Origin of the sequence: Bacillus bruguierae (assembly GCF_037104725.1) — a bacterium.
In the GTDB taxonomy this organism is placed as follows: Bacteria; Bacillota; Bacilli; order Bacillales; family Bacillaceae_G; genus Bacillus_A; species Bacillus_A bruguierae.
The window spans coordinates 703,386-730,352 of the sequence record NZ_JBAWSX010000001.1 but is presented as its reverse complement, the minus strand read 5'-3'; the positions used below and the strand labels follow the sequence as shown (position 1 = coordinate 730,352).

At 37.1% G+C, this 26,967-nt stretch carries 28 protein-coding genes and 1 other annotated feature; of the genes, 7 read left to right on the top strand and 21 right to left on the bottom strand.

Features of this window, described 5'->3' with window-relative positions; translation table 11 throughout:
- Positions 1–24: 24 nt before the first annotated feature.
- The 7 genes from bioB to WAZ07_RS03680 all read right to left on the bottom strand — a co-directional run bounded on the left by bioB (position 25) and on the right by WAZ07_RS03680 (position 6,279).
- Positions 25–1,023, bottom strand: coding sequence for a biotin synthase BioB (bioB, locus tag WAZ07_RS03710; protein ID WP_090914019.1), 999 nt, complete (start codon positions 1,021–1,023; stop codon positions 25–27).
- Positions 977–1,834, bottom strand: coding sequence for a malonyl-ACP O-methyltransferase BioC (bioC, locus tag WAZ07_RS03705; RefSeq protein WP_336471346.1), 858 nt, complete (start codon positions 1,832–1,834; stop codon positions 977–979). The genes bioB and bioC overlap by 47 nt, the downstream gene beginning before the upstream one ends.
- Positions 1,827–2,549 (bottom strand): alpha/beta fold hydrolase, encoded by a 723-nt coding sequence (locus WAZ07_RS03700; protein WP_336471345.1) that lies wholly within the window; start codon positions 2,547–2,549, stop codon positions 1,827–1,829. Before WAZ07_RS03700 ends, bioC begins: the two co-directional genes overlap by 8 nt.
- Positions 2,546–3,733, bottom strand: a complete 1,188-nt coding sequence (gene bioF, locus WAZ07_RS03695) for an 8-amino-7-oxononanoate synthase (RefSeq protein ID WP_336471344.1) — start codon at positions 3,731–3,733, stop codon at positions 2,546–2,548. Before bioF ends, WAZ07_RS03700 begins: the two co-directional genes overlap by 4 nt.
- Entirely contained in the window at positions 3,699–4,427 is a 729-nt protein-coding gene (gene bioD, locus WAZ07_RS03690; protein ID WP_336471426.1) for a dethiobiotin synthase, read from the bottom strand. Before bioD ends, bioF begins: the two co-directional genes overlap by 35 nt.
- Positions 4,427–5,806 (bottom strand): adenosylmethionine--8-amino-7-oxononanoate transaminase, encoded by a 1,380-nt coding sequence (bioA, locus tag WAZ07_RS03685; protein ID WP_336471343.1) that lies wholly within the window; start codon positions 5,804–5,806, stop codon positions 4,427–4,429. The genes bioD and bioA overlap by 1 nt, the downstream gene beginning before the upstream one ends.
- A 125-nt stretch (positions 5,807–5,931) precedes the next feature.
- Entirely contained in the window at positions 5,932–6,279 is a 348-nt protein-coding gene (locus WAZ07_RS03680) for a hypothetical protein (RefSeq protein WP_090914007.1), read from the bottom strand.
- Positions 6,280–6,409: 130 nt separating this feature from the next.
- Positions 6,410–6,630: a binding site (T-box leader), on the top strand.
- A gap of 243 nt (positions 6,631–6,873) precedes the next feature.
- Between WAZ07_RS03680 and nhaC the strand changes: the two genes are divergently transcribed.
- A complete protein-coding gene (gene nhaC / locus WAZ07_RS03675) occupies positions 6,874–8,250 on the top strand; it encodes a Na+/H+ antiporter NhaC (RefSeq protein WP_090914005.1) in 1,377 nt (458 codons plus the stop codon).
- A gap of 18 nt (positions 8,251–8,268) precedes the next feature.
- Here the strand turns inward: nhaC and WAZ07_RS03670 are convergent, their stop codons facing one another.
- Positions 8,269–10,488, bottom strand: coding sequence for a bifunctional 2',3'-cyclic-nucleotide 2'-phosphodiesterase/3'-nucleotidase (locus WAZ07_RS03670; RefSeq protein WP_336471342.1), 2,220 nt, complete (start codon positions 10,486–10,488; stop codon positions 8,269–8,271).
- Between the two features lie 301 nt (positions 10,489–10,789).
- On the opposite strand from WAZ07_RS03670, the gene WAZ07_RS03665 reads away from it, so the two are divergent.
- Complete coding sequence (locus WAZ07_RS03665; protein WP_336471341.1) at positions 10,790–11,569, top strand: GDSL-type esterase/lipase family protein; 780 nt, start codon at positions 10,790–10,792, stop codon at positions 11,567–11,569.
- Between the two features lie 143 nt (positions 11,570–11,712).
- Complete coding sequence (locus WAZ07_RS03660) at positions 11,713–12,159, top strand: MarR family winged helix-turn-helix transcriptional regulator (protein ID WP_090913999.1); 447 nt, start codon at positions 11,713–11,715, stop codon at positions 12,157–12,159.
- 24 nt (positions 12,160–12,183) lie between these two features.
- Here WAZ07_RS03660 and WAZ07_RS03655 read toward each other — a convergent pair whose 3' ends face one another.
- The 7 genes from WAZ07_RS03655 to argC all read right to left on the bottom strand — a co-directional run bounded on the left by WAZ07_RS03655 (position 12,184) and on the right by argC (position 18,218).
- Positions 12,184–12,342 carry a hypothetical protein gene (locus tag WAZ07_RS03655; RefSeq protein WP_336471340.1) on the bottom strand — a complete coding sequence of 53 codons (159 nt, stop codon included), beginning with the start codon at positions 12,340–12,342 and terminating at the stop codon, positions 12,184–12,186.
- Positions 12,343–12,396: 54 nt separating this feature from the next.
- Positions 12,397–12,948: a DUF2062 domain-containing protein gene (locus tag WAZ07_RS03650; protein WP_090913997.1), complete on the bottom strand. Its 552-nt coding sequence runs from the start codon at positions 12,946–12,948 to the stop codon at positions 12,397–12,399.
- Positions 12,949–13,051: 103 nt separating this feature from the next.
- Positions 13,052–14,002: an ornithine carbamoyltransferase gene (argF, locus tag WAZ07_RS03645; protein WP_336471339.1), complete on the bottom strand. Its 951-nt coding sequence runs from the start codon at positions 14,000–14,002 to the stop codon at positions 13,052–13,054.
- 13 nt (positions 14,003–14,015) lie between these two features.
- Positions 14,016–15,170: an acetylornithine transaminase gene (locus tag WAZ07_RS03640; protein WP_336471338.1), complete on the bottom strand. Its 1,155-nt coding sequence runs from the start codon at positions 15,168–15,170 to the stop codon at positions 14,016–14,018.
- Entirely contained in the window at positions 15,139–15,933 is a 795-nt protein-coding gene (gene argB, locus WAZ07_RS03635) for an acetylglutamate kinase (protein ID WP_336471337.1), read from the bottom strand. The genes WAZ07_RS03640 and argB overlap by 32 nt, the downstream gene beginning before the upstream one ends.
- Before the next feature lie 11 nt (positions 15,934–15,944).
- Positions 15,945–17,168: a bifunctional glutamate N-acetyltransferase/amino-acid acetyltransferase ArgJ gene (gene argJ / locus WAZ07_RS03630; protein WP_336471336.1), complete on the bottom strand. Its 1,224-nt coding sequence runs from the start codon at positions 17,166–17,168 to the stop codon at positions 15,945–15,947.
- 12 nt (positions 17,169–17,180) lie between these two features.
- On the bottom strand, positions 17,181–18,218 hold the full coding sequence (gene argC, locus WAZ07_RS03625) for an N-acetyl-gamma-glutamyl-phosphate reductase (protein WP_336471335.1): 1,038 nt from the start codon (positions 18,216–18,218) through the stop codon (positions 17,181–17,183).
- 629 nt (positions 18,219–18,847) lie between these two features.
- On the opposite strand from argC, the gene WAZ07_RS03620 reads away from it, so the two are divergent.
- Together WAZ07_RS03620 and WAZ07_RS03615 are read left to right on the top strand one after the other, a co-directional pair.
- Entirely contained in the window at positions 18,848–19,033 is a 186-nt protein-coding gene (locus WAZ07_RS03620) for a YqzH family protein (RefSeq protein WP_336471334.1), read from the top strand.
- 61 nt (positions 19,034–19,094) lie between these two features.
- Positions 19,095–19,463: a hypothetical protein gene (locus tag WAZ07_RS03615; protein ID WP_336471333.1), complete on the top strand. Its 369-nt coding sequence runs from the start codon at positions 19,095–19,097 to the stop codon at positions 19,461–19,463.
- Positions 19,464–19,486: 23 nt separating this feature from the next.
- Here WAZ07_RS03615 and WAZ07_RS03610 read toward each other — a convergent pair whose 3' ends face one another.
- Positions 19,487–20,281, bottom strand: a complete 795-nt coding sequence (locus tag WAZ07_RS03610; protein ID WP_336471332.1) for an SDR family oxidoreductase — start codon at positions 20,279–20,281, stop codon at positions 19,487–19,489.
- A 9-nt stretch (positions 20,282–20,290) separates the two neighbouring features.
- A complete protein-coding gene (locus WAZ07_RS03605) occupies positions 20,291–21,241 on the bottom strand; it encodes an MBL fold metallo-hydrolase (protein ID WP_336471331.1) in 951 nt (316 codons plus the stop codon).
- A gap of 171 nt (positions 21,242–21,412) precedes the next feature.
- Between WAZ07_RS03605 and proI the strand changes: the two genes are divergently transcribed.
- Entirely contained in the window at positions 21,413–22,249 is an 837-nt protein-coding gene (proI, locus tag WAZ07_RS03600) for a pyrroline-5-carboxylate reductase ProI (RefSeq protein WP_336471330.1), read from the top strand.
- A gap of 35 nt (positions 22,250–22,284) precedes the next feature.
- Here the strand turns inward: proI and sdaAA are convergent, their stop codons facing one another.
- From sdaAA to rnz, 3 genes are all read right to left on the bottom strand, one after another.
- Positions 22,285–23,163, bottom strand: a complete 879-nt coding sequence (gene sdaAA, locus WAZ07_RS03595; protein ID WP_090913979.1) for an L-serine ammonia-lyase, iron-sulfur-dependent, subunit alpha — start codon at positions 23,161–23,163, stop codon at positions 22,285–22,287.
- A gap of 18 nt (positions 23,164–23,181) precedes the next feature.
- The gene (gene sdaAB, locus WAZ07_RS03590; protein ID WP_336471329.1) at positions 23,182–23,841 is read right to left on the bottom strand and encodes an L-serine ammonia-lyase, iron-sulfur-dependent subunit beta; all 660 of its coding nucleotides are present in this window, start codon (positions 23,839–23,841) and stop codon (positions 23,182–23,184) included.
- 597 nt (positions 23,842–24,438) lie between these two features.
- Positions 24,439–25,362 carry a ribonuclease Z gene (gene rnz / locus WAZ07_RS03585; RefSeq protein WP_336471328.1) on the bottom strand — a complete coding sequence of 308 codons (924 nt, stop codon included), beginning with the start codon at positions 25,360–25,362 and terminating at the stop codon, positions 24,439–24,441.
- Positions 25,363–25,551: 189 nt separating this feature from the next.
- On the opposite strand from rnz, the gene WAZ07_RS03580 reads away from it, so the two are divergent.
- The gene (locus WAZ07_RS03580; protein WP_336471327.1) at positions 25,552–25,800 is read left to right on the top strand and encodes a DUF3932 family protein; all 249 of its coding nucleotides are present in this window, start codon (positions 25,552–25,554) and stop codon (positions 25,798–25,800) included.
- 247 nt (positions 25,801–26,047) lie between these two features.
- On the opposite strand, the gene WAZ07_RS03575 is transcribed toward WAZ07_RS03580, so the two are convergent.
- Positions 26,048–26,821, bottom strand: a complete 774-nt coding sequence (locus tag WAZ07_RS03575) for an alpha/beta fold hydrolase (protein ID WP_336471326.1) — start codon at positions 26,819–26,821, stop codon at positions 26,048–26,050.
- Positions 26,822–26,967: the final 146 nt, after the last annotated feature.

The following is a 26,967-nucleotide window of genomic DNA, read 5'->3' as shown; positions in this document are numbered from 1 at the left end:
CCCCCCACGGATGGAAGTTTCACTTTATAATGCACATTCCTCAATTTCAAACCCTAAATCTTCAATCATTCCCCAATCTGCTGTTGGCTCTTGGCCAGCAGTTGTTAAATAATCGCCAACGAAGATTGAGTTTGCCGCAAATAAGCCAAGAGGTTGAACAAATCGTAAATTGATTTCACGTCCGCCAGAAATACGAATTTCTTTTGACGGATTCACAAAACGCATCATTGCTAATACTTTTAAGCACTGCATTGGTGTTAATTCTTTTTGTCCTTCTAACGGTGTTCCTTTTACAGCAACAAGGAAATTACATGGTATAGAATCTGCATCTAAACGATTTAATTCAAATGCAATCTCTACGCGTTGTTCCTTCGTTTCACCCATTCCGAAAATAGCACCAGAACACGGTGATATACCCGCATGCTTCGCTTTTTCAACTGTATCAACACGATCGTCATACGTATGAGTTGAACAAATGCTTTCGTAATTATCTACATGTGTATTTAAATTATGATTGTAACGATGTACACCAGCTTCTGCAAGGCGCTGCGCTTGATCTTCATTTAAAAATCCTAAACAGCAACAAATCTTCAAATCAGTCGTTTCGCGGATTTCTTTTACAGCTCCAATAACATGCTCTACTTCTTTATTAGTTGGGCGACGACCAGAAGCAACGATACAATATGTACCTGCCTTACGCCTGATTGCTTCATGCGCACCTTCTACAATCTTCTCTTGTGTTAACCAAGCATATTTATCAATCGGAGCTTCTGATACGATTGATTGGGAACAATACCCACAATCTTCTGGACATAAGCCTGACTTCGTATTAATAATCATATTTAGTTTTACTTTTTTCCCGAAATAATGATGACGAATCACATACGCCGCATTCATAATTTCTAAAATTTCTTCATCATTTGCTTGCAAAATACTTAGTGCCTCTTCTTTCGTTACCTCTCTGCCCTCTAATACTTCAAATGCGATTTGCTTCCAATCTGTTTTCGTTTGTACATGTTTCATTTCTTCTCTTCCCCTCTTTTTTCATATAAGAAAATAAAGCATGATATGTTGCTGCAATTCGTTCACCTTCTGTAAAATCTTGTTCATATATGCGAAGCATACTGCGAAAGATAGAAGGACTTTGACAATAAGATCCTTCATTACTATTCGTTGCTCCAACTTTACGAATAGATTGTAAAAATTCACGAACTGTAGCAAATGTTTCTATGTAACATGTTTCAGCCACATGTATATCCCCTGTTATTCTTTTACATAATTCTTGTAGTTGTAATCTTGTAAAAAAAGTTTGTCCAACAGTTGTTGTATCTTCTATTGCATACGCTGTTTTCGCACGCTGAAATGATGTATGAAGCTCATGAAACGTTTCATTTCCAAATGTCGAAAACAATAGCACACCATCTTCACGTAAATTTTTATATAGATTCACTAATGTAGCTGATAAATCATTTAACCATTGAAATGTTGCATTAGAGATAATTACATCATATTGTTCATGAAGTATAATTCGTTCAATGTCCTCACATTGAAATGTAACAGACTCTACATCACACCTTGTTTTTGCTTTCGTAATCATGCTTTCTGCAAAATCAACAGCTGTAATCGCTGCCTTGGGAAAAGATGCCGCTAGTTGCTCTGTTACATAACCTGTGCCGCAGCCAAGCTCTAAAATATGAATTTGTGCCGCTTCATCGTAATGTTCTTTCATATGAGTAAGCAGCCGATCTGCCATCTTTTTTTGAATATTTGCATATTGATCATAGGATACAGCAGCTTGATTAAATCGTTTTTGTAACAACGTCTTGTTAATCATTTCGCTCTATCCCCTTTACAAACTGTATCATTTCTTGTGCACATCGCTTTGCTTGTGTGAAACAAAGTGCATGTCCAGCTTCTTCTATAATTATGAGTGATGCGTTTATTTTTTCTTGTATATACTCCGCTGCAGACAGAGGACAAATAGCATCATCTTTTCCATGAAGAAGCAATACTGGCACATCTATTTGCAATAGATGCTCTCTAACATCTGTTTCCATTAAATATTGAAGCCCACATTGCAAAGAATGAATTGAATCACCTTGAAATTGTTCCGCTATGTTCAAAAATGCAACGTCCTGTGCATCTTCCTGTTCCGCCTTGGAAAACATACTCCTATAAAATCGTTTCAACGTATCATCTTTTTGTTTCAAAAGATTTCGATTCATTCGGTCGACAAAGACGTGTTTCCATCCATATATGTAATCAGAATCTGTTGTAAATTTCGCTGTTCCTCCTAGTAACACAATCCCTTTCGTTCGCAATGAACGATGCGCTTGAAGAGCGGCCAGTGCCCCAAGTGACCAACCAACTAAAATTACTTCTTTCCCTTGCGCTCCCTCTATAATTCGACGTTGAAACTCCTGTTTGTCTTCAATATGGCGCCAATGAACAACATGTACAGGAAAATCATGCAAATGCGGAAGGAATGCTTCCCAAACCTGTTCTTCCATGCCCCATCCGGGTATAAGAATAAGAGTAGGCTGCGTCATGAAATCACTCCTTCTTCTTTTCCAATTTGTACAATCCGCTGCGTTGCCCACTGCAAATCATTATTCGTATGCTGCGCTGTTACGGCAAACCGGATGCGGGAACTATGCTGCGGTACAGTAGGCGGCCGAATCGCAATTGCCGCTATCCCTGCTTCTTGCAATTTCATACTAAAACGGAGCGCTGCTTCATTAGAACCTACGATAACAGGAACAATATGGGTCGTGCTGTCTCCAATATGAAATCCAGCTTCTTGCAGAGCTGTTCGAAAATATCGGCCATTTTCTATTAATCTATAACGATCTGTTTCATCTTTTCTCACAATGTCAATTGCTTTCCCAATTGCGCCAAGCGTTCCTGGAGGTAACGCGGTTGTAAAAATAAAACTGCGCATCGTATTGATCAAATACTCGATACAAACAGCGCTTCCAGTAATATACGCACCATAACAGCCCATTGCTTTACTAAATGTGCCCATGTGAATATCGATTGACTTAGCCAGTTGGGGACACTCATGAGCAAGACCCGCGCCATTTCTCCCATATATTCCGCCTGCATGTGCCTCATCAACCATAAGAAGCGCTCCGTACTTTTCTTTCAGCATCACTAAATCTTCTAAGTGAGCCTTATCTCCATCCATGCTAAAAATAGTATCCGTAACAATTAGTTTTCGTTTTTCTATCTTTGCAGATTTCAACAATTTCTCTAAATGTTCTAAATCATTATGACGATAGCGCTTATGCTCGGCACCGCTTAATACGATGCCATCTACAATACTGGCATGATTCAGCTTATCGCTAAACACAATATCATGCCGATTTACAAGTGCAGAAATTGCTCCGACATTTGCTGTGTAACCGCTATTGACAATTAGCGCTTTTTCAGTTTCTTTCCAAGCGCATATACGCTGTTCAATTTCTTCGTGTAACGGATAGTTCCCAACAACAAGACGAGACGCCACCCCTCCGGTCCCATATTTTTTTGTCGCTTCTATTGCAGCTTCTTTTAACTGTTCATCACCAGCTAATCCTAAGTAATTGTTTGAAGCTAAATTTAATAACTTCTTTCCATTTCGAACGAGCCACGCTTGTTCGGCGTGCTCCGTTTCCATCAATTTTCGATGCTGCGACGTTTCTATCAGACTCGATAACTTAGACTGAAAATACGTTTCCCACACTAGATTCATTGCGTAAAAACTCCTCTAACCTTGAGATAGCAATACTCTCTTCTGCCGCTTGTAATAGTTCATTTCTTGTAAAGTCTTCACGCAGCGCTGGCAGCAATCCAATAACCGGTACGCCGCTTAATTCTTCTATCATTTCTTTATTTTCTAGTACTCTTTCTTTTTCATGTTCTCGGCATCCAGATAAAATGATACCTGCGACTGATAGATCGTGTGCTTTTGCATAAGAAACTGTTAAAATCGTATGATTCACTGTCCCAAGTGTTGGCCTTGCTACAATAAGCAACGGTAATTGCAATTGTTTCGCAAAATCAACAACGAGGGCATCGTCTGTGTAAGGGACTACAAGTCCGCCAGCGCCTTCTACAAGAAAAGAGTCGAATTGTTTCGACAATTTTTCATAATGACTTATAATATCTGATAATAATACTTTCCTTCCCGCCCGCTTCATTGCTAGACGAGGCGCGAGCGGTTCTTGAACTGAGTATGGACAAATCTCTTCGCAAGATATTGTTACACCTGCAGCTCCTTTCAACCGAGCAGCATCTCCTTCTGGATGGGAGGAAAGATGACCACTTTGCAATGGTTTATACACACCGATATTATATCCACGCTCGCGAAGCACACCTGCTAATGCACCTGTTACAACCGTTTTTCCTACTTCCGTATCGGTTGCTGTTACAAAGAAACCACTCATCATTCTCCCTCCGTTACCTCTTGAATGGCTTGCTGTAAAATCGCAATCATATCATCAAGTTCTTCTATCGTAGAAGCAAGCGGCGGCATAAAGACAATGACATTCCCAAGCGGACGAAGAATCATTCCTAAATCACGTGCTCTTTTGCAAACCTTCACACCGACTCGTTCCTGCCAAGAATATGCCTCCTTCGTTTCTTTATTTTGCACAAGCTCAATGCCAATCATAAAGCCTCGCTGACGAATATCTCCCACATGCTTAAACTCACGCAAAACTTCTAAGCGTTTTGCGATATATTCTGCTTTATGACTAACAGCTTCTATAAGATTAGTAGTTTCAAATAATTTTAAATTTGCAAGTGCTACTGCACATCCTAGTGGATTTCCTGTATAACTATGACCATGGAAAAACGTTTTTTGTTCCTCATAATCACCTAAAAAAGCACGATAAATTTCTTCTGTGGTTACGGTAATTGCAACCGGTAAATACCCTCCTGTTAATCCTTTTCCAGCAGTTAAAATATCTGGTGTGATTCCCTCATGCTCGCATGCAAACATTTTTCCTGTTCTGCCAAATCCAGTTGCTACTTCATCTGTAATAAGAAGAACATCGTATGCTGTGCAAAGCTCTCTTAATCCTTTTAAATAACCATCTGGCATTGTAATAATCCCGCTCGCTCCTTGGACAATTGGTTCGACAATAACAGCTGCTACTTCTTCGTGATTGCTTTGCAATAAATCTTCCATTTCTTCTAAATGCTTTTTCACAATCATTTGCCCATCTTCCCCATAAGGAGAACGATATGTATACGGATATGGTACTTTTAACGTATCAAATAAAAGCGTACTATACGCTTGGTGAAACATATCAATGGCCCCGACAGATACAGCTCCTATTGTGTCACCATGATACGCTTCTTTCATCGTAATAAATTTTTTCTTTTTAGACTTTCCTTTATGCTGCCAATATTGAAAGGCCATTTTAATTGCAATTTCAACTGATGTTGCACCGGAATCAGAGTAAAAAACTTTCTTCAGTCCATTGGGTACAATTTCAATAATTTTTTCGGCTAATAAAATACTTGGTACATTCGCAATACCTAGCAATGTAGAATGCGCAATTTTATTTAATTGCTCACGAATCGCATCATCTAGCTCTTGAACATGGTGACCATGAACATTGAGCCAAATAGAAGACACACCGTCCCAATAGCCTTTCCCATTCACATCATATAATTTTCTTCCTTCTCCTCGTTCAATAATGACAGGATCATCCTCCAAATAATCTTTCATTTGAGTAAATGGATGCCACACATAATTTTTATTTTTTTGAGCTAGTTCCTCATATGTAAAAGTTTGATCCATGCTCCTTACAGTCATAACTACCACCTCTAATGTTAACTCAATTTAAATTAAAGTTAACATTACAAAACAAATACTGTCAATTCTTTTTCATGGAATCATATTCTCAAAAAAAAGAACGACCTATCCTATGATAAGTCGCCTTATTTACCGTGCTGAATTTTCCCAATCTCTTGAATTAATTGTTCATCCGTTTTACCTTCTATTTCAATTCCGAGCTCTTTTGCATGCTCCCGAAGAAGCTCTTGGCGCTTTTCATAACGCACTGCACCTATTTCTTTTTGGATTTGTTCTTTTGTTTTTCCTTCTGTAGAAACCCCGAATTTATCTGCTGTTTTTTGCATGTTTTCTTCTTCATTTTGCCTTACTGTTTCTTTTGGCTTTTCAACACTTTTCTTTATTGAATTAGGAGATGACGCAAATGCTGTATAAATTCCAGCACCACCAATGACTGTGAACAACATTGAAATAATTATGATTTTTATTTTCATATTTTGTCCTCCTTACATTCATTATAACGAACAAAAATATAATTTGTACTCTTTTTCTCTATCATGCAAATTCAAAAATAACTATTGACATCCTCCTATTTTATATGATAAAAATTTACTAACACGATATGATTCGGCGATGATAGGATTTAGTAGTATTTCGCTTTATGATTTCAGAGAGCTGGTGGTTGGTGCGAATCAGTACAGAACGAAGTATGAATTACTCCCTTGAGCTTCTTTTACGAAACAGTTGGAGTAGTGAAAGACGGTTACAGACCGTTATTTCTGCAAAGTGGTGAAATTTTTTTATTTCACAATTTAGGGTGGTACCGCGATGTTTTCGTCCCTGCATATATTGCAGGGACGTTTTTTATTTTCATCAATCGGTGTATACCTTTAATTGTCATACGTACATTTCACAAGCTAGGGTGGTACCGCGATTATTTTCGTCCCTGCATATATTGCAGGGGCGTTTTTTATTTTCAAAAAAGGAGAGAAGTAATATGCAAGTTTGGGCGGCCGGGGGAATTATTCGATATTGGCGTATTTTTTCAAACCATAGTAAAACATAACATCTAAGGAGAATGTATTATCATGATTACAAAACGAGCATCTATTATACTAACAGCTCTTATTTTTTTCTGTATCGGTTTTAGCGTCATTCGATTACAAGTTATGCCTCATATTCCTATTTTATTTGGGATTGTCATATTACTAGCATTTGGATTCATAAAGAAAATACCATGGTCTGTGATGGAGAATGGGATGAGAAATGGTATTTCAGCAGGATTACCATCTATTTTTATCTTTTTACTTGTCGGTGCATTAATTAGCGTTTGGATCGCTGCTGGTACGATTCCTACATTAATGGTATACGGTTTTCAAATGGTTTCACCTAAAATTTTCTTACCAACAGTCTTTATCGTCTGTTCTATTATCGGTACTAGTATTGGTAGTGCCTTCACAACAGCTGCAACAGTTGGAATTGCTTTCATGGGAATGGGAAGTGCTCTTGGTTACGATGCTGCTTTAGTTGCTGGTGCTGTTATTTCTGGATCTTTCTTTGGAGACAAAATGTCACCTCTTTCTGATACAACAAATTTAGCACCCGCTGTCTCTAAAGTAGATATGTTTGATCATATTCGAAATATGTTATGGACAACTGTACCCGCGTTTATTATTTCACTTGTTATTTTCTATATTCTTGGGAAAGGTACTTCTGGACAACTTCAGTTTGCTTCTTTCACAGAAACATTACAAGAACATGCAACAATTTCTATTATTACTTTACTACCGGTCCTTGTTTTATTTGTATTAGCAGTTAAAAAAGTTCCAGCAGTTCCTACATTACTTGCTGGTATTATCTCAGGTATTATCATTCTATTTATTTTTACTCCAAATACATCTCTTACAAACTTAATTAACATTATGCAAAACGGATATGTATCGCATACAGGTGTAAAAGATATTGATAGTTTATTAACACGCGGCGGGTTACAAAGTATGTTAATGTCTGTTGCTCTTATTTTCCTTTCACTCGGTATGGGAGGATTACTACAAGAAATGGGGATTATCAAACAGCTTATGGCCGCAATCTCAAGCTTCGTCACGACGAGCGGACGTTTAATCTTCTCGACAGCAGCTACTGCAATCGGCGTTAACTTTTTGCTCGGTGAACAATACTTATCAATCATCTTACCAGGTCAAGCATTCGCCGAAAAATACGATGAGCTCGGCTTAAAGCGCCGCAATCTATCACGTGTATTAGAAGATGCCGGCACGGTGATTAATCCGCTCGTACCATGGGGGGTTAGTGGTGTGTTTCTCGCAAGTGTCCTAAACGTACCAACAATGAGTTACCTGCCATATACCGTTTTCTGTTTACTTTGTCCAATCATTACTTTATTTGTTGGATTCACAGGCTTTGGCCTTTCATGGGAGAAAGAACATAAAGAAAAGTCCGCTGCCTAGCAGTGGACTTTTTCTTTATTATTTATTTAATTTCTTTCTTCTAAATAACGCTATCGCACCTGCACCAATAAACGCAAGACCTGCAGCCAATGTCGTAAACACATTTGCTCCTGTATTTGGCAAATCGTTGTCTGATTTTGTTTGCTCTTTACCTGAATCTGTTGCTACCGGCTTCTCTTCGCTGTTTTTATTATCTTCTGTTGTTTTCGGCTGATCTCCGCCATTGTTATTATCTGTTGGCGTTTTCGGTTGATCCGTTCCATTATCGCCGCCATTTGGCTTGTCTCCACCATTTGGTTCATCTTTTTTTGTTAAATCAATTGCATATTTGGCAAATTCGTTTTCTGATGGACCAACATAAGAAATATTTCCGTCTTTCGTTATATATTTTTGGGCATTTGGAGAAGAATCAAACGTAACATTTAGTTTATCGCCAGTGATTGGTTTAAATGTCCAGTTTTTATCTGCTTCCGGGTTAATCGTTTTCTTTTCTTTCATATATTCCACAATAATTTGACGAGTTTCATCAGGAGATTGTAAAAGTACTTCTCCTTTGCTTACGCCTGGGAATGTTTTACTGCTACCACGGTAGTTATTCGTTGCTACAACAAACTCTTGACTATCCGTTACCGGCTTTCCGTCATACGTTAAGTTTACAATACGATTTGCAGTTTCATTTACAACTTTTCCATCTTTGTCATATTTAGCAGGCTGCGTTACATCAATTTCATATTTCACGCCATCTAATACATCAAAATTGTACGTTGGATAGTCAATATTCACTAATTTTTGCTCATCTTTGTTCTTTGGATCAATTTGATTAAATTGACCAGCCGACATTTCTAACCAATCTTTCAACTGAGCGCCATTTACTTTCACTGCATGTAATGTGTTTGGATATACGTATAAGTCCGCAACGTTTTTAATTGCAAGCGTCCCCACTGGAATATCTGTATAATATGTAGCGCCGTTACGTCCACCTGCTTTAAACGGTGCACCTGCTGATAAAATTGGCAGCCCTTCAAATTCCGTACCCTTCATCTTCTTCTCTGTATACCACTTCTGTGCATTCGTTACAATTTGAACAGATGGATCGTCTTGTACAAGCGCAAAGTAACTATTAATTGGCGCTGTCGTTTCGCCAACTGGTGTATTTACATATTTAATTGTTCCTTCATGATCAGCCTTTATCTCGTCTACTAATTTTTGGTCTGATTCTACTAAAGCATTGCCTTTACTATCTGCAATTGGACGAACAGCAGGGTTCGATTTATCTTTTTGTACTTCCCATTTTCCGTTCACTTGCTTTAATTCCATATCAATCATTCCTAAATTATTTCCGAAAACACCTGGCATGACAACGGGAACACCATTATTATACTTTTTCGTTACTACTTTATGAGAGTGCCCCATTAGCACCGCGTCAACATCAGGAACTTCTGTTGCTAAATAATACGATGCATTCTCCATCCCAGGAATGTAGCCGCTTTCATCAACACCCGAATGAGCTAACGCAACGATGATATCTGCGCCTTCCGCTTTCATTTTCGGCACCATTTCTTTCGCTGTTTCTACAATATCCTTCGCTATTACTTTTCCTTCTAAATTCGCTTTATCCCATCCCATAATTTGCGGTGGTACAAAGCCCATGACTCCAATTTTTATTTTCTGCGTTTGTCCAGCTTCATCTTTTACTTCTTTTTCTAAAATATGATAGGGATTCTTGAAATAATTTTTACCAGTTTTTGCATCATATACATTCGAGTTAATTACAGGAAACTGTGCTTTACTAATCACTTGATTTAAGTAATCTAATCCATAGTTAAATTCATGATTTCCAAGAGAGATGACGTCATACTTCATTAAATTCATCATACGATATAACGGATGCACATAGCTTGGATCTAAATTATCTTCTTTTTTTATTTTATTTGCTACATAATCACCAAGCGGCGTTCCTTGCAAAGCATCTCCATCATCAAATAAAACAGAGTTTTTTGCCTCTTTACGTGCTTCATTAACAAGAGTCGCTGTTTGAACTAATCCTACTTTATTATCTGTTTTTGTTTGATAGTAATCATAGTTCATTAAGTTCACGTGAATATCAGATGTTTCTAATATTCTTAGTTTTACAGTACTGTCCTCTCCTTCTGCATATGCAGGTGTAGGCCATACTTGCGGAGCAATAACACCTATTGCAAGTGCAGCACCAGCCAACGTTTTTGTTGATTTTTTCACAAAAAATTCCCCCTATAACATAATCCCTAGTAACAAAATAAACGATGGAATCTGTGTCCCTACTTCTTAATCATCCAGGTTACAAAGAAGTTAGTTGTCCTACTTCCTTTGCGAGTTGGATAAATTTACCCCATCTAAAATTCATCATAACGAACAGTCGTTTATATCGTCAACAAATTTTGACGTGCTTCTACAAATTTTTTGTAAAAACAATGTAAATTTTTCATAAAAACGTAATGTATATTCCATTGCTTCTCATCATGAATATGATACAATAACCATTTATAAGGAGGATAAAACGATGAAAAAACTTCTTTTGTCTACACTTTGTCTCCTCCTTCTTATCATTACATTTTTGTATTATGAAAAGGATCATGAGACAAATATTCAAAAAGAATCTCCAGCAGTAACCGTTTCGCACTGGATTGATACACAAACAGATGCGACGCTTCATCATCTTGTCCTAGGTGATTCTCTTGCAAAAGGTTACGGTTCTACACAAGGTGGATATGTGCAATTTGCTTCTCATACATTAGAAAAACAATTACAAAAACAAATTATAGTCGATAACCTTGCAATAAACGGCTTAACAACAGACCGGTTACTGCAAATGATGCAAACTGAAGAAATGAAGCAAAAAATAAAAGAAGCTCATATGATTACAATTAGTATTGGCGGGAATAACGTTTTACACATAAACCGAAATGTCGGTGTTATAGAAGGAATGAAATTATTAAATGAAGAAAAAGATCATTTTGAACAAGATTTACAAAACATTGTAAAAACGATTCGTGCCTCTAATCCGAATGCACTCATCATTTTATCTGAGCTCCATAACCCATTAAAACTAGAGGATTCTATTGCTTCTTACGCAAATGTTTTCTTAGATAATTGGAACAAAATCATATATTCGATTTCAAAAGAAAATCAACCTTCACTCGTCTTACCGATTCGTAAATTATTACCAAATGATCAAAAAGATTTACTGTATGATCAAGTTCATCCAAATGATAAAGGATATGAAAAAATCGCAGAATCATTTGCACAACAAGTGTTGTCATATAAAGTGAAACTTCCATAAGTAGGCGGAGTTCCTACTTATGGTTAGTTGAACCAATCGGGCCCTTACAGGCGGTTTTTTACCTTAGATTCACAAAAAAATCATTCTATTTTTATAACGTTATGTTTTTTTGTTACAATAAGAACAGAAGGGGGGCCTATTATATGGATTCACGTGAGTGGGAACGCATCATTGATCATCTCCTTTCGCTAGTGCCTCTTTTTTATCGCAAGTTTATGCTTCCTGGAGAGTTCTCTTCTCAGCGACATATGCCGCCATCACATACACAGGTGTTATTGTTATTGCATGAGCGAGATACATTAGCAGTTTCAGAAATCGGCAAACGGTTAGCTATTTCAAGACCGAATATGACACCATTGCTAAATAAACTCATTCAAGAAGAACTTGTAGAGCGCCATTATAGCGAAAAAGATCGGCGTGTTATTTTAATGTCTCTTACAGCTGAAGGAAAATCATTAGTTAATCAATACAAACAATTCCTTTTAGGAAAGCTAAAAGAAAATTTACAAACGTTATCTGCAAGCGACCGGGAACAATTGACCCATTCATTGCAAACAATCCAAAATTTAATTATGAAAGCAAATATATAAAGCTGCTTCTAACTCGAAGCAGCTTTATGTTTCGTAATAATTTCCGTAATATACATTTGAATACGGCCAAGTAGTTAAATACGGTTTACTTTCTTGCGATGGTTGCACAGTCTGCCTTATATACGGGACATGATAATACAAAACACGCGGATAGTATCTTGGATCATAATAAGAAAAAAACATCAGCTTTCCTCCTTTTTAGAAGCATATTCAAAAAGGAAATTTGATGTGCATTCATTACAGTTGTGCAATGGGTCTTTTTATTTGTTTCTTTCTTTTCGTCAATCGTAATTTGCGGTTTTTCTCGTATAAATAGTGCATAACAAAGTAAGCAATTATGCCGAGTCCAATCCCTAAAATCGTCATACCTATTATTACATATACTTCACTTTGTAACAGGCTTCTTAAGATTGTTAACCCATTACTTGAAAAAAAGTCTCTTATTGTATAATGGTGAAGTGGGATTTTTTTTACCTCAAAAGGATAAATGAGTTTTCCTAATGCATGCGCAAAAGGAATTAACAGAACAGGTAAAAATGTTAATTTCCCAATAATATTACCGATAACAGCTGCAGGAAACGAACCTTTCAGTAATCGAACAAGTGGATAAAAAATAAGATATACGAGCGAAGCCGTATGAATAACTAGCATCTCCATTCCAAAACCAACAGCAAATCCTCGTGATACATTTTTCGCGCCTTCTGGTGCCCGTAATAATTTATAATAATTTAACTTCATTCCTCGCCAAATACGTTGAAAGAATGAATATGTTTTCTTATTTACTCGCATCTACATCATCTCTCTTATATTTTTCTGTTCTTACTATTATAAAGTATGTAAAGAGAAAATGCGAAATCTAGATAAGACATTTGGAACAAAAAACAACCTCCTATTATGAAGAAGGTTGTTTTTCTTGTAATAAGCTGGATAATAATGCCTTTTGTACATGCAGGCGATTTCCCGCCTGCTGAAACACAATTGATTGTGGGCCATCAATGATTTCTGAGGTTACTTCTTCTTCGCGATGAGCTGGTAAGCAGTGTAAGAAACGATACGTTGATTTTGCTTCTTGAACCAGTTTCTCGTTTACTTGATATGGCTGAAACAATTTATATTTCTCTTTATTATCTTCTTGCCCCATACTCATCCAAACATCTGTATAAATAAAATCCGCTTCTTTGACAGCCTCTTTTGCATTATATGTAATGTCAATTTTAGCTCCTGTTTTCTGTGCAATTTCGATTGCACGTTTCACAATTTCTTCATTCACTTCATACCCTTGAGGCGTTGCAACTGTAATGTTCATCCCTACTTTCGCACTCGCAATGAGCAGTGAATGACAAACATTATTTCCATCACCAACGTAAGTAAGCTTAATATTTTGAAATGTATTTACTTCTTCATAAATCGTCATTAAATCTGCCAGCGCTTGACACGGATGATGGTCATCTGTTAATCCATTAATAATAGGAATTTTTGCTTCTTTTGCTAATTCTTCTACTTCCTTATGTGAAAATGTTCGTATCATAATTCCATCTATATATTGTGATAGCACTTTTGCAGTATCCGCAATACTTTCCCCTCTTCCAAGTTGAAGTTCCTTACCGTTTAAAAACATACCATGTCCTCCAAGCTGAATCATTCCAGCTTCAAAGGATACACGTGTACGAGTAGAATGTTTGTCAAAGATTAATCCTAAGATTTTACCATTTAAAAGTGGTAATGTTTTTTCTTTTTTTACGTACATCGCAAACTCAATAATTGCAATGATTTCTTCTTGTGTTAATTCTTCTAATGTTAAAATATCCTTTGTTTGCAGTTTTGGTACAGACACTGTTTGCATACAAATTCCTCCTCTATTTTAGTAGTGCTTGTTTGCATACACGACTCATCATATGCACCGCTTCATCTATTTCTGCTTTCGTTACAATAAGCGGCGGTAATATACGCAGTATATTGGGTCCAGCTTGTAAAACGAGAAGGCCTTCTTTCTCTAACGCTCCTACCAGTGCACTAACTTCTCCTTTGCAAACAACTCCAATCATGAGCCCTTTCCCGCGAATATCAATGATCCACTCCATATCCCGAAACGCTTCTTGTAATTTCCGTAAAAAATACGCTCCTTTTTCTTGTACTTCTTGCAAAAAAGAAGGCTGTGAAACAATTTGTAATACTTCTTTTGCAGCTGCCATTGCAATAAAATTCCCGCCAAACGTCGAGCCATGTGTTCCTGGAGAGAAAACGGATCCTAGCTCTTTTTTACCAAGCATCGCTCCAACCGGAATACCATTTCCAAGCGCTTTTGCGACTGTAACAATATCAGGTGAAATTCCCATTTGTTCATATGCAAATAACGTCCCTGTTCTCCCCATTCCGGTCTGCACTTCATCGACGATGAAAAGTGCACCGTATCTATGACATAATTTCTCAATCTCACGTAAAAATGGAACATCTGCTGGAAGAACACCGCCTTCTCCCTGTACAATTTCCACCATAACGGCTGCAATTTCTTCATTCATCGCTTCTTGAAACGCAGTAATATTATTAAAAGGAAGGTGTAGAAAACTTGGAAGAAGTGGTCCAAATCCATCATGAATTTTAGATTGTCCTGTTGCACTCATTGTTGCAAAAGTTCGTCCATGAAATGATTGTCTGCACGTAATCACAACTGATTTCTCTGTATACTTACGTGCTAACTTCAACGCTGCCTCATTCGCTTCCGCTCCGCTATTACAAAAAAATGCATAGCATAACTCTCGTCCCTTTGTTAATAACTTAGCAACTTCTTCTTGTACTGTATGAGGAAATAAATTTGAAATGTGCCATATTGTTTGTAATTGCTCTTCAACAGCATTTACTACCGCTGGATGACAATGCCCTAAATTGCATACCGCAATTCCAGAAGTAAAATCTAAATATTGCTTTCCTTGTTTATCTGTAACCTTTGTGCCGCTTCCGTTCACAATTTCAATATTCCGTCTACTGTATGTTGGAAAAACATGCTGCTCCACCACCTCTCCCCCCTTTTGTTACTGTTGTGCCAATCCACTCTCCTTTATTTGTCAAAAAACATTGTGTACCGTTCACAATTACAACATCCTTTACACCTAGTTCCAATGATGTCAATGCAGCTTTCACTTTCGGAATCATTCCACCGGTAATCGTTTCCTTATCTATAAGCTCGAGAAGCTGCTGTTCATCTACTTTCTCAAGAAGCTGATCCTTGTACATAACGCCATCTACATTTGTAATAAAAATTAATTTTTCCGCATTGATTGCTGTCGCAATTGCCGCTGCTGCTGCATCTGCATTCACGTTATATAACTGTCCATCCATTACTCCAACAGGTGCAACAACAGGAATAAACTGATTTGCTAACAAACATTGTAATAGCGCCTTTCGAACAAATTTCACTTCACCGACAAAACCAAATTCTGCTTCTAGCGGAGCAACTTGCAATAACATTCCATCACAGCCAGATAATCCAATCGCTTCAAGTTTTTGTTCATTTAATTTTGAAACAAATGTCTTATTCGCACTGCCGCATAATACCATTTGTACAATTTTCATTACCTCTGCTGTTGTCACACGTAATCCATCTTTCTTTTCAATCGGAATACTTAATTTGTTTAGCATCCCATCAATTTCAGGCCCACCACCATGAACAACAATCACATCATACATTTGCGCAATTTGTTTCATACATTGAAAAAATGTTTCACCTAAACGAGCCAACATACTGCCGCCGCATTTTATTACAATACGTTCTCTCATCTCTTCTCTCCTTATGTGCGATAACAAGCGTTAATTTTTATATATTCATAACTTAAATCGCATCCCCATGCTCTTCCGCTTGCCTTACCTATATGAAGGTATACATCGATAACAAGCTCTTCTTGTTGCAGCATTTGTTTCATCTCCTCTTCTGAAAAACATTGAGGTTCACTATTCTTTAACACTGCAATTGACTGAATAGAAATATCAACCGCATGTGGTTCAATCACAATGCCGCTTTGTCCAATTGCACTAATAATCCGCCCCCAGTTTGCATCCTCACCGTATACAGCAGCTTTCACAAGATTGGAGCCGACAATTTGCTTCGCAATCCTATTTGCTTCTTCTACAGTTCGCAAGCCATGCACATTTACTTCAATTAACTTTGTTGCCCCTTCTCCATCTTTCGCAATTTGCTTTGCTAAATCTTCACATACCTTTCCAAATGCGAGTAAAAACTTCTCCCATTCTGGATGTTCTTCGCATATTTCGGTTGTATTGGATAACCCACTTGCCATAACAAGTACCATGTCATTTGTAGACGTATCTCCATCGACTGTAATTTGATTAAATGTATGATTTATAACTTGAGATAAAGCTCTTTGTAATGTTTCACTTTCTATATTCACATCAGTCGTAATAAACCCGAGCATCGTTGCCATATTTGGATGAATCATTCCTGATCCTTTTGCAGCTCCGGCAATCACAACCTCTTTCCCTTCAATTGAAAACTTGTAACATGATTGTTTCGCAACTAAATCTGTCGTCAAAATTGCTTCATAAAATGATGTCGCAATCTCTACTTCTGTTGATGGTTGTAACGAAGAAATACCACTTCGTACTTTCTCCATTGGTAGAGGCTCTCCGATGACGCCTGTAGACGCTACCGCAACGTAATTCTCATCTATATGAAACTGCTTAGCTGCTAATGCACGCATTTCATATGCATCCTGCAGTCCTTTTACACCTGTACAAGAATTCGCATTTGCACTATTCACAACAATAGCCTGTAATTTTTGCTTAGCAGCAATACCTTCTTTCGTCACGATAATAGGAGCTGCTTGGAATTGATTTTGCGTATAAACAGCCCCGCAACTCGCCGGTATTTCACATACGATGGCTCCCATATCTTTTTTCTCTTTTCTTAATCCCGCATGAATTCCAATTGCTGCAAATCCTTTTGGTGTTACAATTGAACCGTTTTCTATCTTCGTACATAATACTGTTTCAATCATGCTTTATCCCCCTTACGGATACAACGGCATAAAGTGTAAATTCTCCGTCTCTTCTACCCCTGCTAATATATTTGCATTTTGCATTGCCTGCCCCGCCGCCCCCTTCATTACATTATCAATGACTGCAACAATCGTAATTCGTCCGGTTCGTTTATCATAAGCCGTTCCGATGTCACAAAAGTTAGATCCCCTTACTTCTTTCGGACTTGGAAAAACTCCCTTTTCTCGTATTCTTACAAACGGTGAATGACAATAGCTTTCCTCATAAACCTGCTGAAGCACATCATCTGTTATCTCTTGCTTCGCCTTTGCATAGAGCGTAACCATAATCCCTCTCGTAATCGGAATCAGATGTGTACTAAACGTAATTGGTTTCATGTTCTCATCCCATTCCCCCAACATTTGCTCAATTTCTGGGATATGCTGATGTTCATTTACTTTATAAATGTATAAATTATCGTGAATTTCTGGGAAGTGTGTCATATTTGTCGGCGTCTTTCCTGCTCCAGAAACTCCTGATTTCGCATCAATAATAAGGGAATCCACTTCAATAATTTCGTTTTTTACTAATGGAGCTGCCGCAAGCAAAGTAGCAGTTGCATAACATCCTGGATTCGCAATTAAGTTTGCTGTTGCGATTTCGCTTTTTTTCCACTCCGTTAATCCGTACACCGCTTGTTGCAATACTTCTTCTTTTGCAGCTGTTTTTTTATACCACTCTTCATATATAAAAGGCTTTTGAATTCGAAAATCTCCTGATAAATCAATAACTCTTACACCAGCCTCTAGTAAACTCGGGGTCAAATTCGCTGACACTCCAGCAGGCGTTGCTAAAAATACAATATCTGTTTCTTTCGCAATCTCTTCAACATCTACCTCTGCTAATGTATGAGAAACAAAAGTAGATAAATGAGGATATGGTGTTGTCATGAATTCTCCAATTTGCGAAAAAGAATGTACCGATGTCACTGTAAAGCTTGGATGATGTGTTAATAACCGCAAAAGCTCAAGTCCTCCATATCCGGTTGCTCCAATAATCGCCGTTTTCATAATTCCTCCTCATTACCTTTTTGATTTAAATATGATTATAATGTTGTATATTTATAGAGTCAATTAAATATTTATAAATTTATGAACAATAAAAATCAGCGTTAAAAAGTCATTTTACTAATAAAACTTTTACAACGAGTGAATTTTTATACACAAATAAAGATATAGAGATTTTCTTTTGAAATTCAAGTACAATAAAGTGAAACTTCCATCAGTGGAGAGTTTTTTCATCTCCCACTGATGGAAAGCCCGTCCAATCGGGCACATGCCAGCAGTTATCCCCCACCTATCTTCTTTAGAAAAGCGGAAGCGGCTCGCTCAGAAGCGCAGGACGCCCACGCCCCTGACAAAGAGGCGCTTTTTGCCTCGTCGGAGGGGGCGAAACGACCGGAGGTTCTAGCCGCTAGAGCTGGACAATGAAGAAAAGTGGAAGTGGCTCGTCCAGAATGTGAGGGGGATGGAGCTTCTGATGTAGAGGTGTATTTTACCTCGTAGGAAGAAGCGAAGCCACCGAACATTCTAGCCACTGGAACTGGACAATACTCTCTCTGAATCTTGAGGTAGGGGTCTTACTGCCCACAAATAGCGGGATAAAAACAATACATATATACATGTAGGTGGGAAAAATCATGAATGAAAAATTAATAAAAAAAATGGTTACTAAAAGTTTTCAACAATATCAATGTACGCCAACTTCACAAGAAGACTATGAAACGCTCATAGTACGTATTCAAAATATTATTTCTAACAATACGGAAATTGATTTATATGAGGCTGTAGAAGATGCCGTGTATGAGTATATTACGTTATCGTAAAAAAACGAGAAACTTATAACATGTTAAAGGATTATGAAGCATGAAAAGGAGGTTATAAAAAATGAAAAGAATTTTTATTCTTCTCGGATTACTTACGTTCTTTTTAGCAGCTTGCCAAAATAATACCATGAACTTCACAGACATTTATCCTCATATTCATGTAACAAAAATAGAAATAACGAAAGGAAATGGAGAAAATACGATTATTACAAATCAAACACATATCGACGAATGGATCAATCACATGCAGTCTATTACATTCGCACTTGAAAAAAACCAAGAAAAAAAAGTCGGATATTTATATTCCGTAAAGATGTATAACAAAGACGAAGAAGTAGGCAGTTTCACGACTTCTAAAATTAACGAATATTATTACAAAGAAAATACTGAATTAGTATCAGCCATAGAAGATTTAATCAATAAAAAATAGGAGATTCTCAAATAGAGAATCTCCTATTTTTTACTTAATGATTTTCCAGCAACACGTTCGAATAAACCAGGAAACAAGGAAAAGACAATTGGTCCTAAACTCATCCATTTCGGTAAATTCACTTCACGTTTTTTTGTTTCAATCGCTTTTACAATTTGCTGTGCTACATAGTTTGGTTTTAATATGTAACGTTCGACACTTTTTACGTATGTACCAGATTCATCAGCTATCGTATGAAAGTCTGTATCAATTGGACCTGGATTAATTGCTGTTACAGTAACGTTTGTATTTGCAAGTTCCATGCGCAAGCTATTTGTAAACCCTAACACCGCATGTTTCGTTGCTGCATATGCACTTGATTTCGGCGTTGCAATTTTCCCTGCTAGTGAAGCGATATTCACAATATGTCCGCTATTTCGTTCAATCATATAAGGTAAAACTGCTTTCGTACACGCTACTAAACCGAATACATTTACATCAAACATATCCTTTACTTCTTGCACAGATGCATCGACAAACGTTTTAAACACACCAAAACCAGCATTATTGACTAATATATCAATACTCCCTATATCTTGAAGCACTTGTGTAAAAACAAGTTCCACTTCTTCTTCATTACTTATATCCAAAACATAATAATGACAAGAAATATGATATGTTGTTTCGATTTTTTGTTTGAGCGCTCGTAATTTTTCTTCTGTACGAGCGATTAGTACAGGAATTGCACCGCGCTCCGCTGCTTGCATTGCTAACTCTTCCCCAATTCCACTTGAAGCTCCTGTTATGACGATTACTTTATCTTGTAAGCGCCTATTCATGGCTGTCACCTACTTTGCATAGTAAATCCATTGCTCTGATGACTTATCAATCATCACCTGTTGATTATATGCTAAAAAGTCTAATTGTCCAACTGTTTCAGAGATTGTAAGCGGCAACTGCTTTTCATATAGCACAGGAAATAGTTTAACGCACACTTCAAATGCTGTCATCGGTTGTTTCTTTAATAAATTTAACACTTTAAATGCACGCGCCTCTTGTTTTTGTAGACGCTCATTTACCAATCTTTTCACATCAATAATATCATCCCCATGCCCAGGTAAAACACGTGAAATATTCATACGAGCTAAGCGTTTTAATGTTTCATTGTACTGCAGCATCGGCTTTGCTCGCTCTGTTTCTCCTTCATATGGCGGTTCTAAAATCGGATTAGAGGAAATATGTCCAATCAAGGCATCACCACCAATTAGCAATCCATCCCTTTCACGATATAAAGAAATATGGGTAGAAGCATGCCCTGGTGTTTCAATCACTGTAAATTCCGGCACCGAAGCAATGCGATCCCCTTCTCTTACAGTATGTGTAAGAGAACGTTTACAGGAGTATATCATTGTTTTCGTTAGCGATGCACTTTGTTTTAAAAATGTTTCTGGAACTCCAAATTGTCTAGATGATTCTAAAAAGAATTGCTGATATCGCTTTAGAAATTGCGGATCTTGCGTAATCCACGGTTCATTCCATGGATGGCCCACAATATTTGTTTGATTAGAGAATATATCCAATAATCCGCAATGATCTGCATGGTGGTGCGTCAGTACAACTGTTTCAATATCTTCTACCTTATATCCTAGTGCATTTAGTTGCTTCTCTAATGCTAATCTCGCTTCTTCTGTATTCGTTCCTGTATCAATTAATGTAAGTGTTTCTCCCTCTACTAAAAAAACGTTAACTATTTCTACCGCAAATGGAACAGGAATTTCCATTCTATGAATAACTGTCATACCTTTATGCCTCCCCTATTTCACCGTTTCAAAAAAATGAATCTTCCTTCAGTTTACATCTAACATAAAAATTTGTCATTATTTTCAGATAAAAAGAAGGGATTTTCTACGAAGAGCCGAATGTATGTAAATTTAACAAGTTATTCTTATATACATAAAGGGGGACACATCATGTCATTACAAAGAATTGCTTTTGTCGGTGCAGGCTCAATTGCCGAAGCGATGATTGCTGGATTATTACAAGCCCAAGTTGTAAAAGGAGAACAGATTACTGTTAGTAATCACTCTAATAAAAGAAGACTACAAGAGTTGCATCACCGTTACGGTGTACATGGTACACATAATAAAAAAGAGCTGATCGCTAACGCTGATATTATATTTTTAGCAATGAAACCAAAAGATGTTGCGGAAGCTCTTACTCCATTACGAGATTACATTACGAAGAATAAATTAATTATTTCATTGCTAGCAGGCGTATCCACGGCCTCTATTGTCAATTTACTGAAAAAAAATGTTCCTATTATTAGGGCAATGCCAAATACATCATCAGCAATTTTAAAATCAGCTACTGCCATTTCTCCTTCTGTTCATGCAAAAGAAGAGCATATATTGCTTGCAAAAACGCTTTTTGAAACAATTGGTCTTGTGTCTGTTGTAGAAGAAAAGCATATGCATGCTGTCACCGCTTTATCAGGAAGTGGCCCAGCTTATATTTATTACGTTATAGAAGCAATGGAAAATGCAGCAAAGCAAATTGGCTTAGAGGAAACTGTAGCAAAATCACTTATTCTCCAAACAATGATTGGTGCCGCAGAGATGTTAAAAACAAATGAAAAGCACCCTTCTATATTAAGAAAAGAAATTACATCGCCAGGAGGAACGACAGAAGCTGGCATTGAAGTGTTGAAAAGCTTTCAATTTCAAGAAGCACTTATTCAATGTATTACAGAAGCAACAAAACGTTCTCACGAGCTTGGTGAAACATTAGAGAAGTTTGTAAATGAATAATAAAAAACCCTTGCTGAGTAAGCAAGGGTTTTTTATTATTCACTTTTCTTCCCAAAAATTTCTTCCTGTAAACGACGTCCTGTCGGCGTTGCTGCAAGACCGCCTTCTGCTGTTTCACGAAGCGCACTTGGCATCGTTTGTCCGATGCGATACATTGCTTCAATTACTTCATCACACGGAATGATACTCGTTACACCAGCTAATGATAAATCAGCTGCAATCATGGCATTTGATGCACCAGCTGCGTTACGTTTTACACACGGTACTTCTACAAGTCCTGCAACAGGATCACATACTAATCCAAGCATATTTTTAAGTGCAATACTCATTGCTGTTGCTGCCTGTTCCGGTGTACCTCCAGCCATTTCAACAGCAGCTGCAGCCGCCATTCCACTTGCTGAACCAACTTCCGCCTGACACCCACCAGCTGCCCCGGCAATGCAAGCGTTGTTCGCTACAACCATACCAAATGCACCAGCTGTAAATAGAAATTCAATCATCTCTTCACGCGTTGGGTTTAATTTTTCTTTTAATGCAAATAGCACACCTGGTACCGTTCCCGCTGAACCAGCTGTTGGCGTTGCACAAATAATCCCCATTGCAGCATTTACTTCATTCGTTGCAACAGCTTTACTTACTGCATCTAAAATTGTATCCCCAGACAAACCTTTTCCACTTTTCATATACGCCTGTACTTTCACTGCATCTCCACCAGTAAGTCCAGTCGGAGATTTCACACCTTGAATTCCGCGTTCAACTGCTTTTTCCATTACAACTAAATTTTTTTCCATACCAGCGATTACTACTTCACGAGAAAGGTTTCTTGTTTCCATTTCACATTGAATCATAATCTCTGCAATTTTTACATTTTGCTCTTCTGCTTGTGCAACTAGTTCCGCTACATTCCGAAACATGTTGTGTCCCCCCTGCTATTAATCCATAATTGTTACTTGACAAACATTTTTCTGCGCTTTAATTTCATCAATGATTTCATCTGCTAACAACTCATCTGTTTCAATAACCATTAGCGCTTTTCTTCCTTTTTCCTTACGTGAAACACTCATCATACTAATATTAATTTCATGCTTTGCAAGAATAGATGTAACAGAAGCAATTGTTCCGAAACGATCATTATTTACAATTAGAAGTGCTGGACTTGTACCTGTTAATTGCAAGTCAAATCCATTGAGCTCTACAACTTCAATTTTCCCGCCGCCGATTGAACAAGCAACAACTTCAATTTCATCTTCACCTTTATACAAACGAATTTTCGCTGTATTTGGATGGATTGCTTGTGCTTCCTCTTCAATAAATGTGACGTCAATTCCGCGTTCCTGTGCAATTTCAAGTGCTTGAGGAATCCGAGGATCATCCGTTTCAAATCCTAATATTCCCCCCACAAGTGCTACATCAGTACCATGACCTCGATATGTTTTTGCGAACGAACCGTATAACGAAATGATAATTTTCTCAGGTTCATAGCGAAACAACTGACTAGCAACTTGCCCCATTCTTGCTGCACCTGCTGTATGCGAACTAGATGGTCCAATCATAACTGGGCCAATAATATCAAAAACTGAACGATACTTCATAACAGTACCCCCTAAATCTTCATTATGAAAAAGTTACTTACTAATAATCTATTAAGTTGCTGCTTTCTTTGCTTTTTTATATAAATACAAATTAAAAAATCGACATAAAAGTCCTCTTTCTTTTTAGACGGGCAAGAGCATCTTGGCCATGCATAGAAACGGTCAGGGCTTTTTTCTGCCACATGCAAGATTGAAAACAAAAGGAGAAAGCAAGTAGCGGTCATGTTGTATTCTACATAGCAGCAACTTATATGCTGGAAATTTAAAATGGATATGTATATTTGTACTAATAAATTTATAGAATCCATTTAATAAACTGATACACACCATCAGCTATCATAATATATAAGAGCTCTCTTGTCACTTTTTGATTTACTACATTTTTTTACAAAAACAAATAAAATATAAACTTATACTGCACAGATATAATGAACACGCTTTCATTATATCTCTTTTTTGGCAGAATTGAAGTTTTTTAATATTTCAAATTAAGGACGTACTTTTTCACATATGCTACTGTTAAAGTTTTTCTCCGTTTTGCGAGAATAACAAAAAACAATGACAGATGTAGTGGATACCTCTGTCATTGTTTTTTCATTATCTTGATATGAGAAAATGTTTCAAATCCGCTGCAATTTCCGTATTTGGAAATACTCGCTTCGCTTCTTCAAGAAGTATTTTACATGCTTCCCCTTGATAGCGAGAACTAATATGAGTTAAAATCATTTGTTTTACATTTGCTTGCAGCGCAATATTTGCCGCTTGTTCTGTTGTAGAATGATAATAATCGTGAGCCTGCTGTGAATCTTCTGCGCCGAACGTTGCTTCATGTACAAGTACATCAGCATCTTGTGCTAATTGAATACTCGCTTCGCAATAACGTGTATCTCCTAAAATTGTAATAATTCGGCCTTTTTGTGGTGGTCCGATGAAATTCTGCCCGCAAAGTACACGTCCATCCTCAAGTTCTACTGTTTCTCCATCTTTTAAACGCTTAAAGATTGGCCCTGGTTTAATTCCTTCTTCTAATAATTTATCTACAAGAAGATGCCCTGGAATATCTTTTTCGACAATGCGATAGCCAAAACATTCAATACCGTGTGATAATCGCTTCGTTTCCACAAGAAATTGTTTATCTTCATATACAATACCTTCTTCGGTAATTTCGATAATCTCTAGTGGATATTTCACATGTGTTGTACTTACTGCCAATGCGACTTCAACAAACTGTTTAATTCCTTTTGGACCATATACAGTTAACGGCGTTGTCCCTCCTTGAAAAGAACGGCTTCCTAACAAACCTGGCAGTCCAAAAATATGATCCCCATGTAAATGAGTAATAAATATTTTCTCAATGCGACGCGGGCGCACTGATGTATGTAAAATTTGATGCTGCGTTGCCTCACCGCAGTCAAATAGCCACGTTTCACCTCTCTCTTCCAATAATTGCAAAGCTATTGCTGATACGTTTCTTCCTTTTGCAGGAACGCCAGCTCCTGTTCCTAAAAACACAAATTCCACGTTGCATCCTCCAAGCATTTCATAATCTCTATCATTATCTTACGGAATATATACAAAAATGGCAAATCAACTTTGTACGAATCGCTCATATAGACAACTATATAAAACGAACGTTAACAACAAAAAAATCACATTCATTCGTGTTTTGTAGTAAAATAATATCATCATTTATAGAAGGTGGCTAAAACAATGAAAGAAGCATTTCGTTTACAAACTGACTTTTCTTCTTCTTTTGATCGTTGGGTAAGTTTATTTATTTCTGAAACACCAGCAGAATTACAATGGTCTACGTTAAAAGAGTTAATTCATGAATATATAGCATTGCATACAGTTCAAACCGTACCAGAATACATCCCTTCTTCCATCACATATTATGCACAACGAATTTCTACTCCAACCAATACAGACATTGTAATTTACGAAATCCCTTCTATATAAAACATAAAAAGGTATCGGCTTCCGATACCTTTTTATGTTGGGATAAACAAAACGCTTTGTTTAAACAAAAAGTGAAGTACCTAAACAGGCACCATTTTTGAATTATAATGCATACAAATCACAGATCTATCATTTTGAAAAATCCTTAAAAGTTAACCTAACATAAACGTTATAATTATATATCCCGTTAATATATTAAAAAATATAGAAGGTAAGGAGCATATGAGTGATACATACAAAATGCCTATCAATTGTCATGTATTGTTGCAAATTGCTTAATCATTTCATTTAAATCCTTCGCTGCTTTTGTAGGAATTTGATGCTTTACATTATCAATGAAATTTAATTTATTACATGGCAATTTTTCATACAATAGCTTCGCATAACCGTAAAATGGTTTATCTTCCTTACCATAAACTAACAAAACAGGAAGCTTAATCTTTCTAAGTTGATTTGTACAATTATAATACAGACTATAACGGTAATATTGTTCGATATTTTTCGCATTTCCTTTTCGCGCTTCTGTAAACATCTTTATGAATAATTTCTGTGTATTCGAATTGCTCCATGCAATGGACAACGCTAAAACATGAATAGCTCGTGCTTTTGCAAGTGTCATACCTAAAGAAATTTTATTCTTTAGATAGTTATCCTTTACCTCTGACATCCCTCCGATTAGAATACCCCCTAAGGCCCTTTCGGCATAATTCAACAAAAATTCCAATGCAATCGAACTTCCAGTTGAATACCCGCATATGAATGCTCTCTTGATGTTCAAATGATCCAATAAACACCTAATATCTTCAACAATCAATGGATAAGTTAGCGATTGTTTTGAATACTGACTTCTTCCGTGACCTCTAATATCAAAAGTAATAACTTGAAACTTTTGAGCTAACTCTTCTACTTGGTACTCAAAATTTACAGAAGTGAGAACAGGAGGATGAATAAAAACAATAGGAATCCCGTTTCCCTTTACAGTATAGTATAGACTGCTACCGTCCACACCCAACATTGGCATATATGTAATCACCTCATTGCCTTTTGTTTTTTAGACATTAGCTAAAAGTATAATGCCGTTTTTAACGTTATCCTTTCATTAGCAATTCTTTTATAATTTGTGAAAGCTCTTACGGGATGAAAATTTTACTGTCGATTAATGTGTGA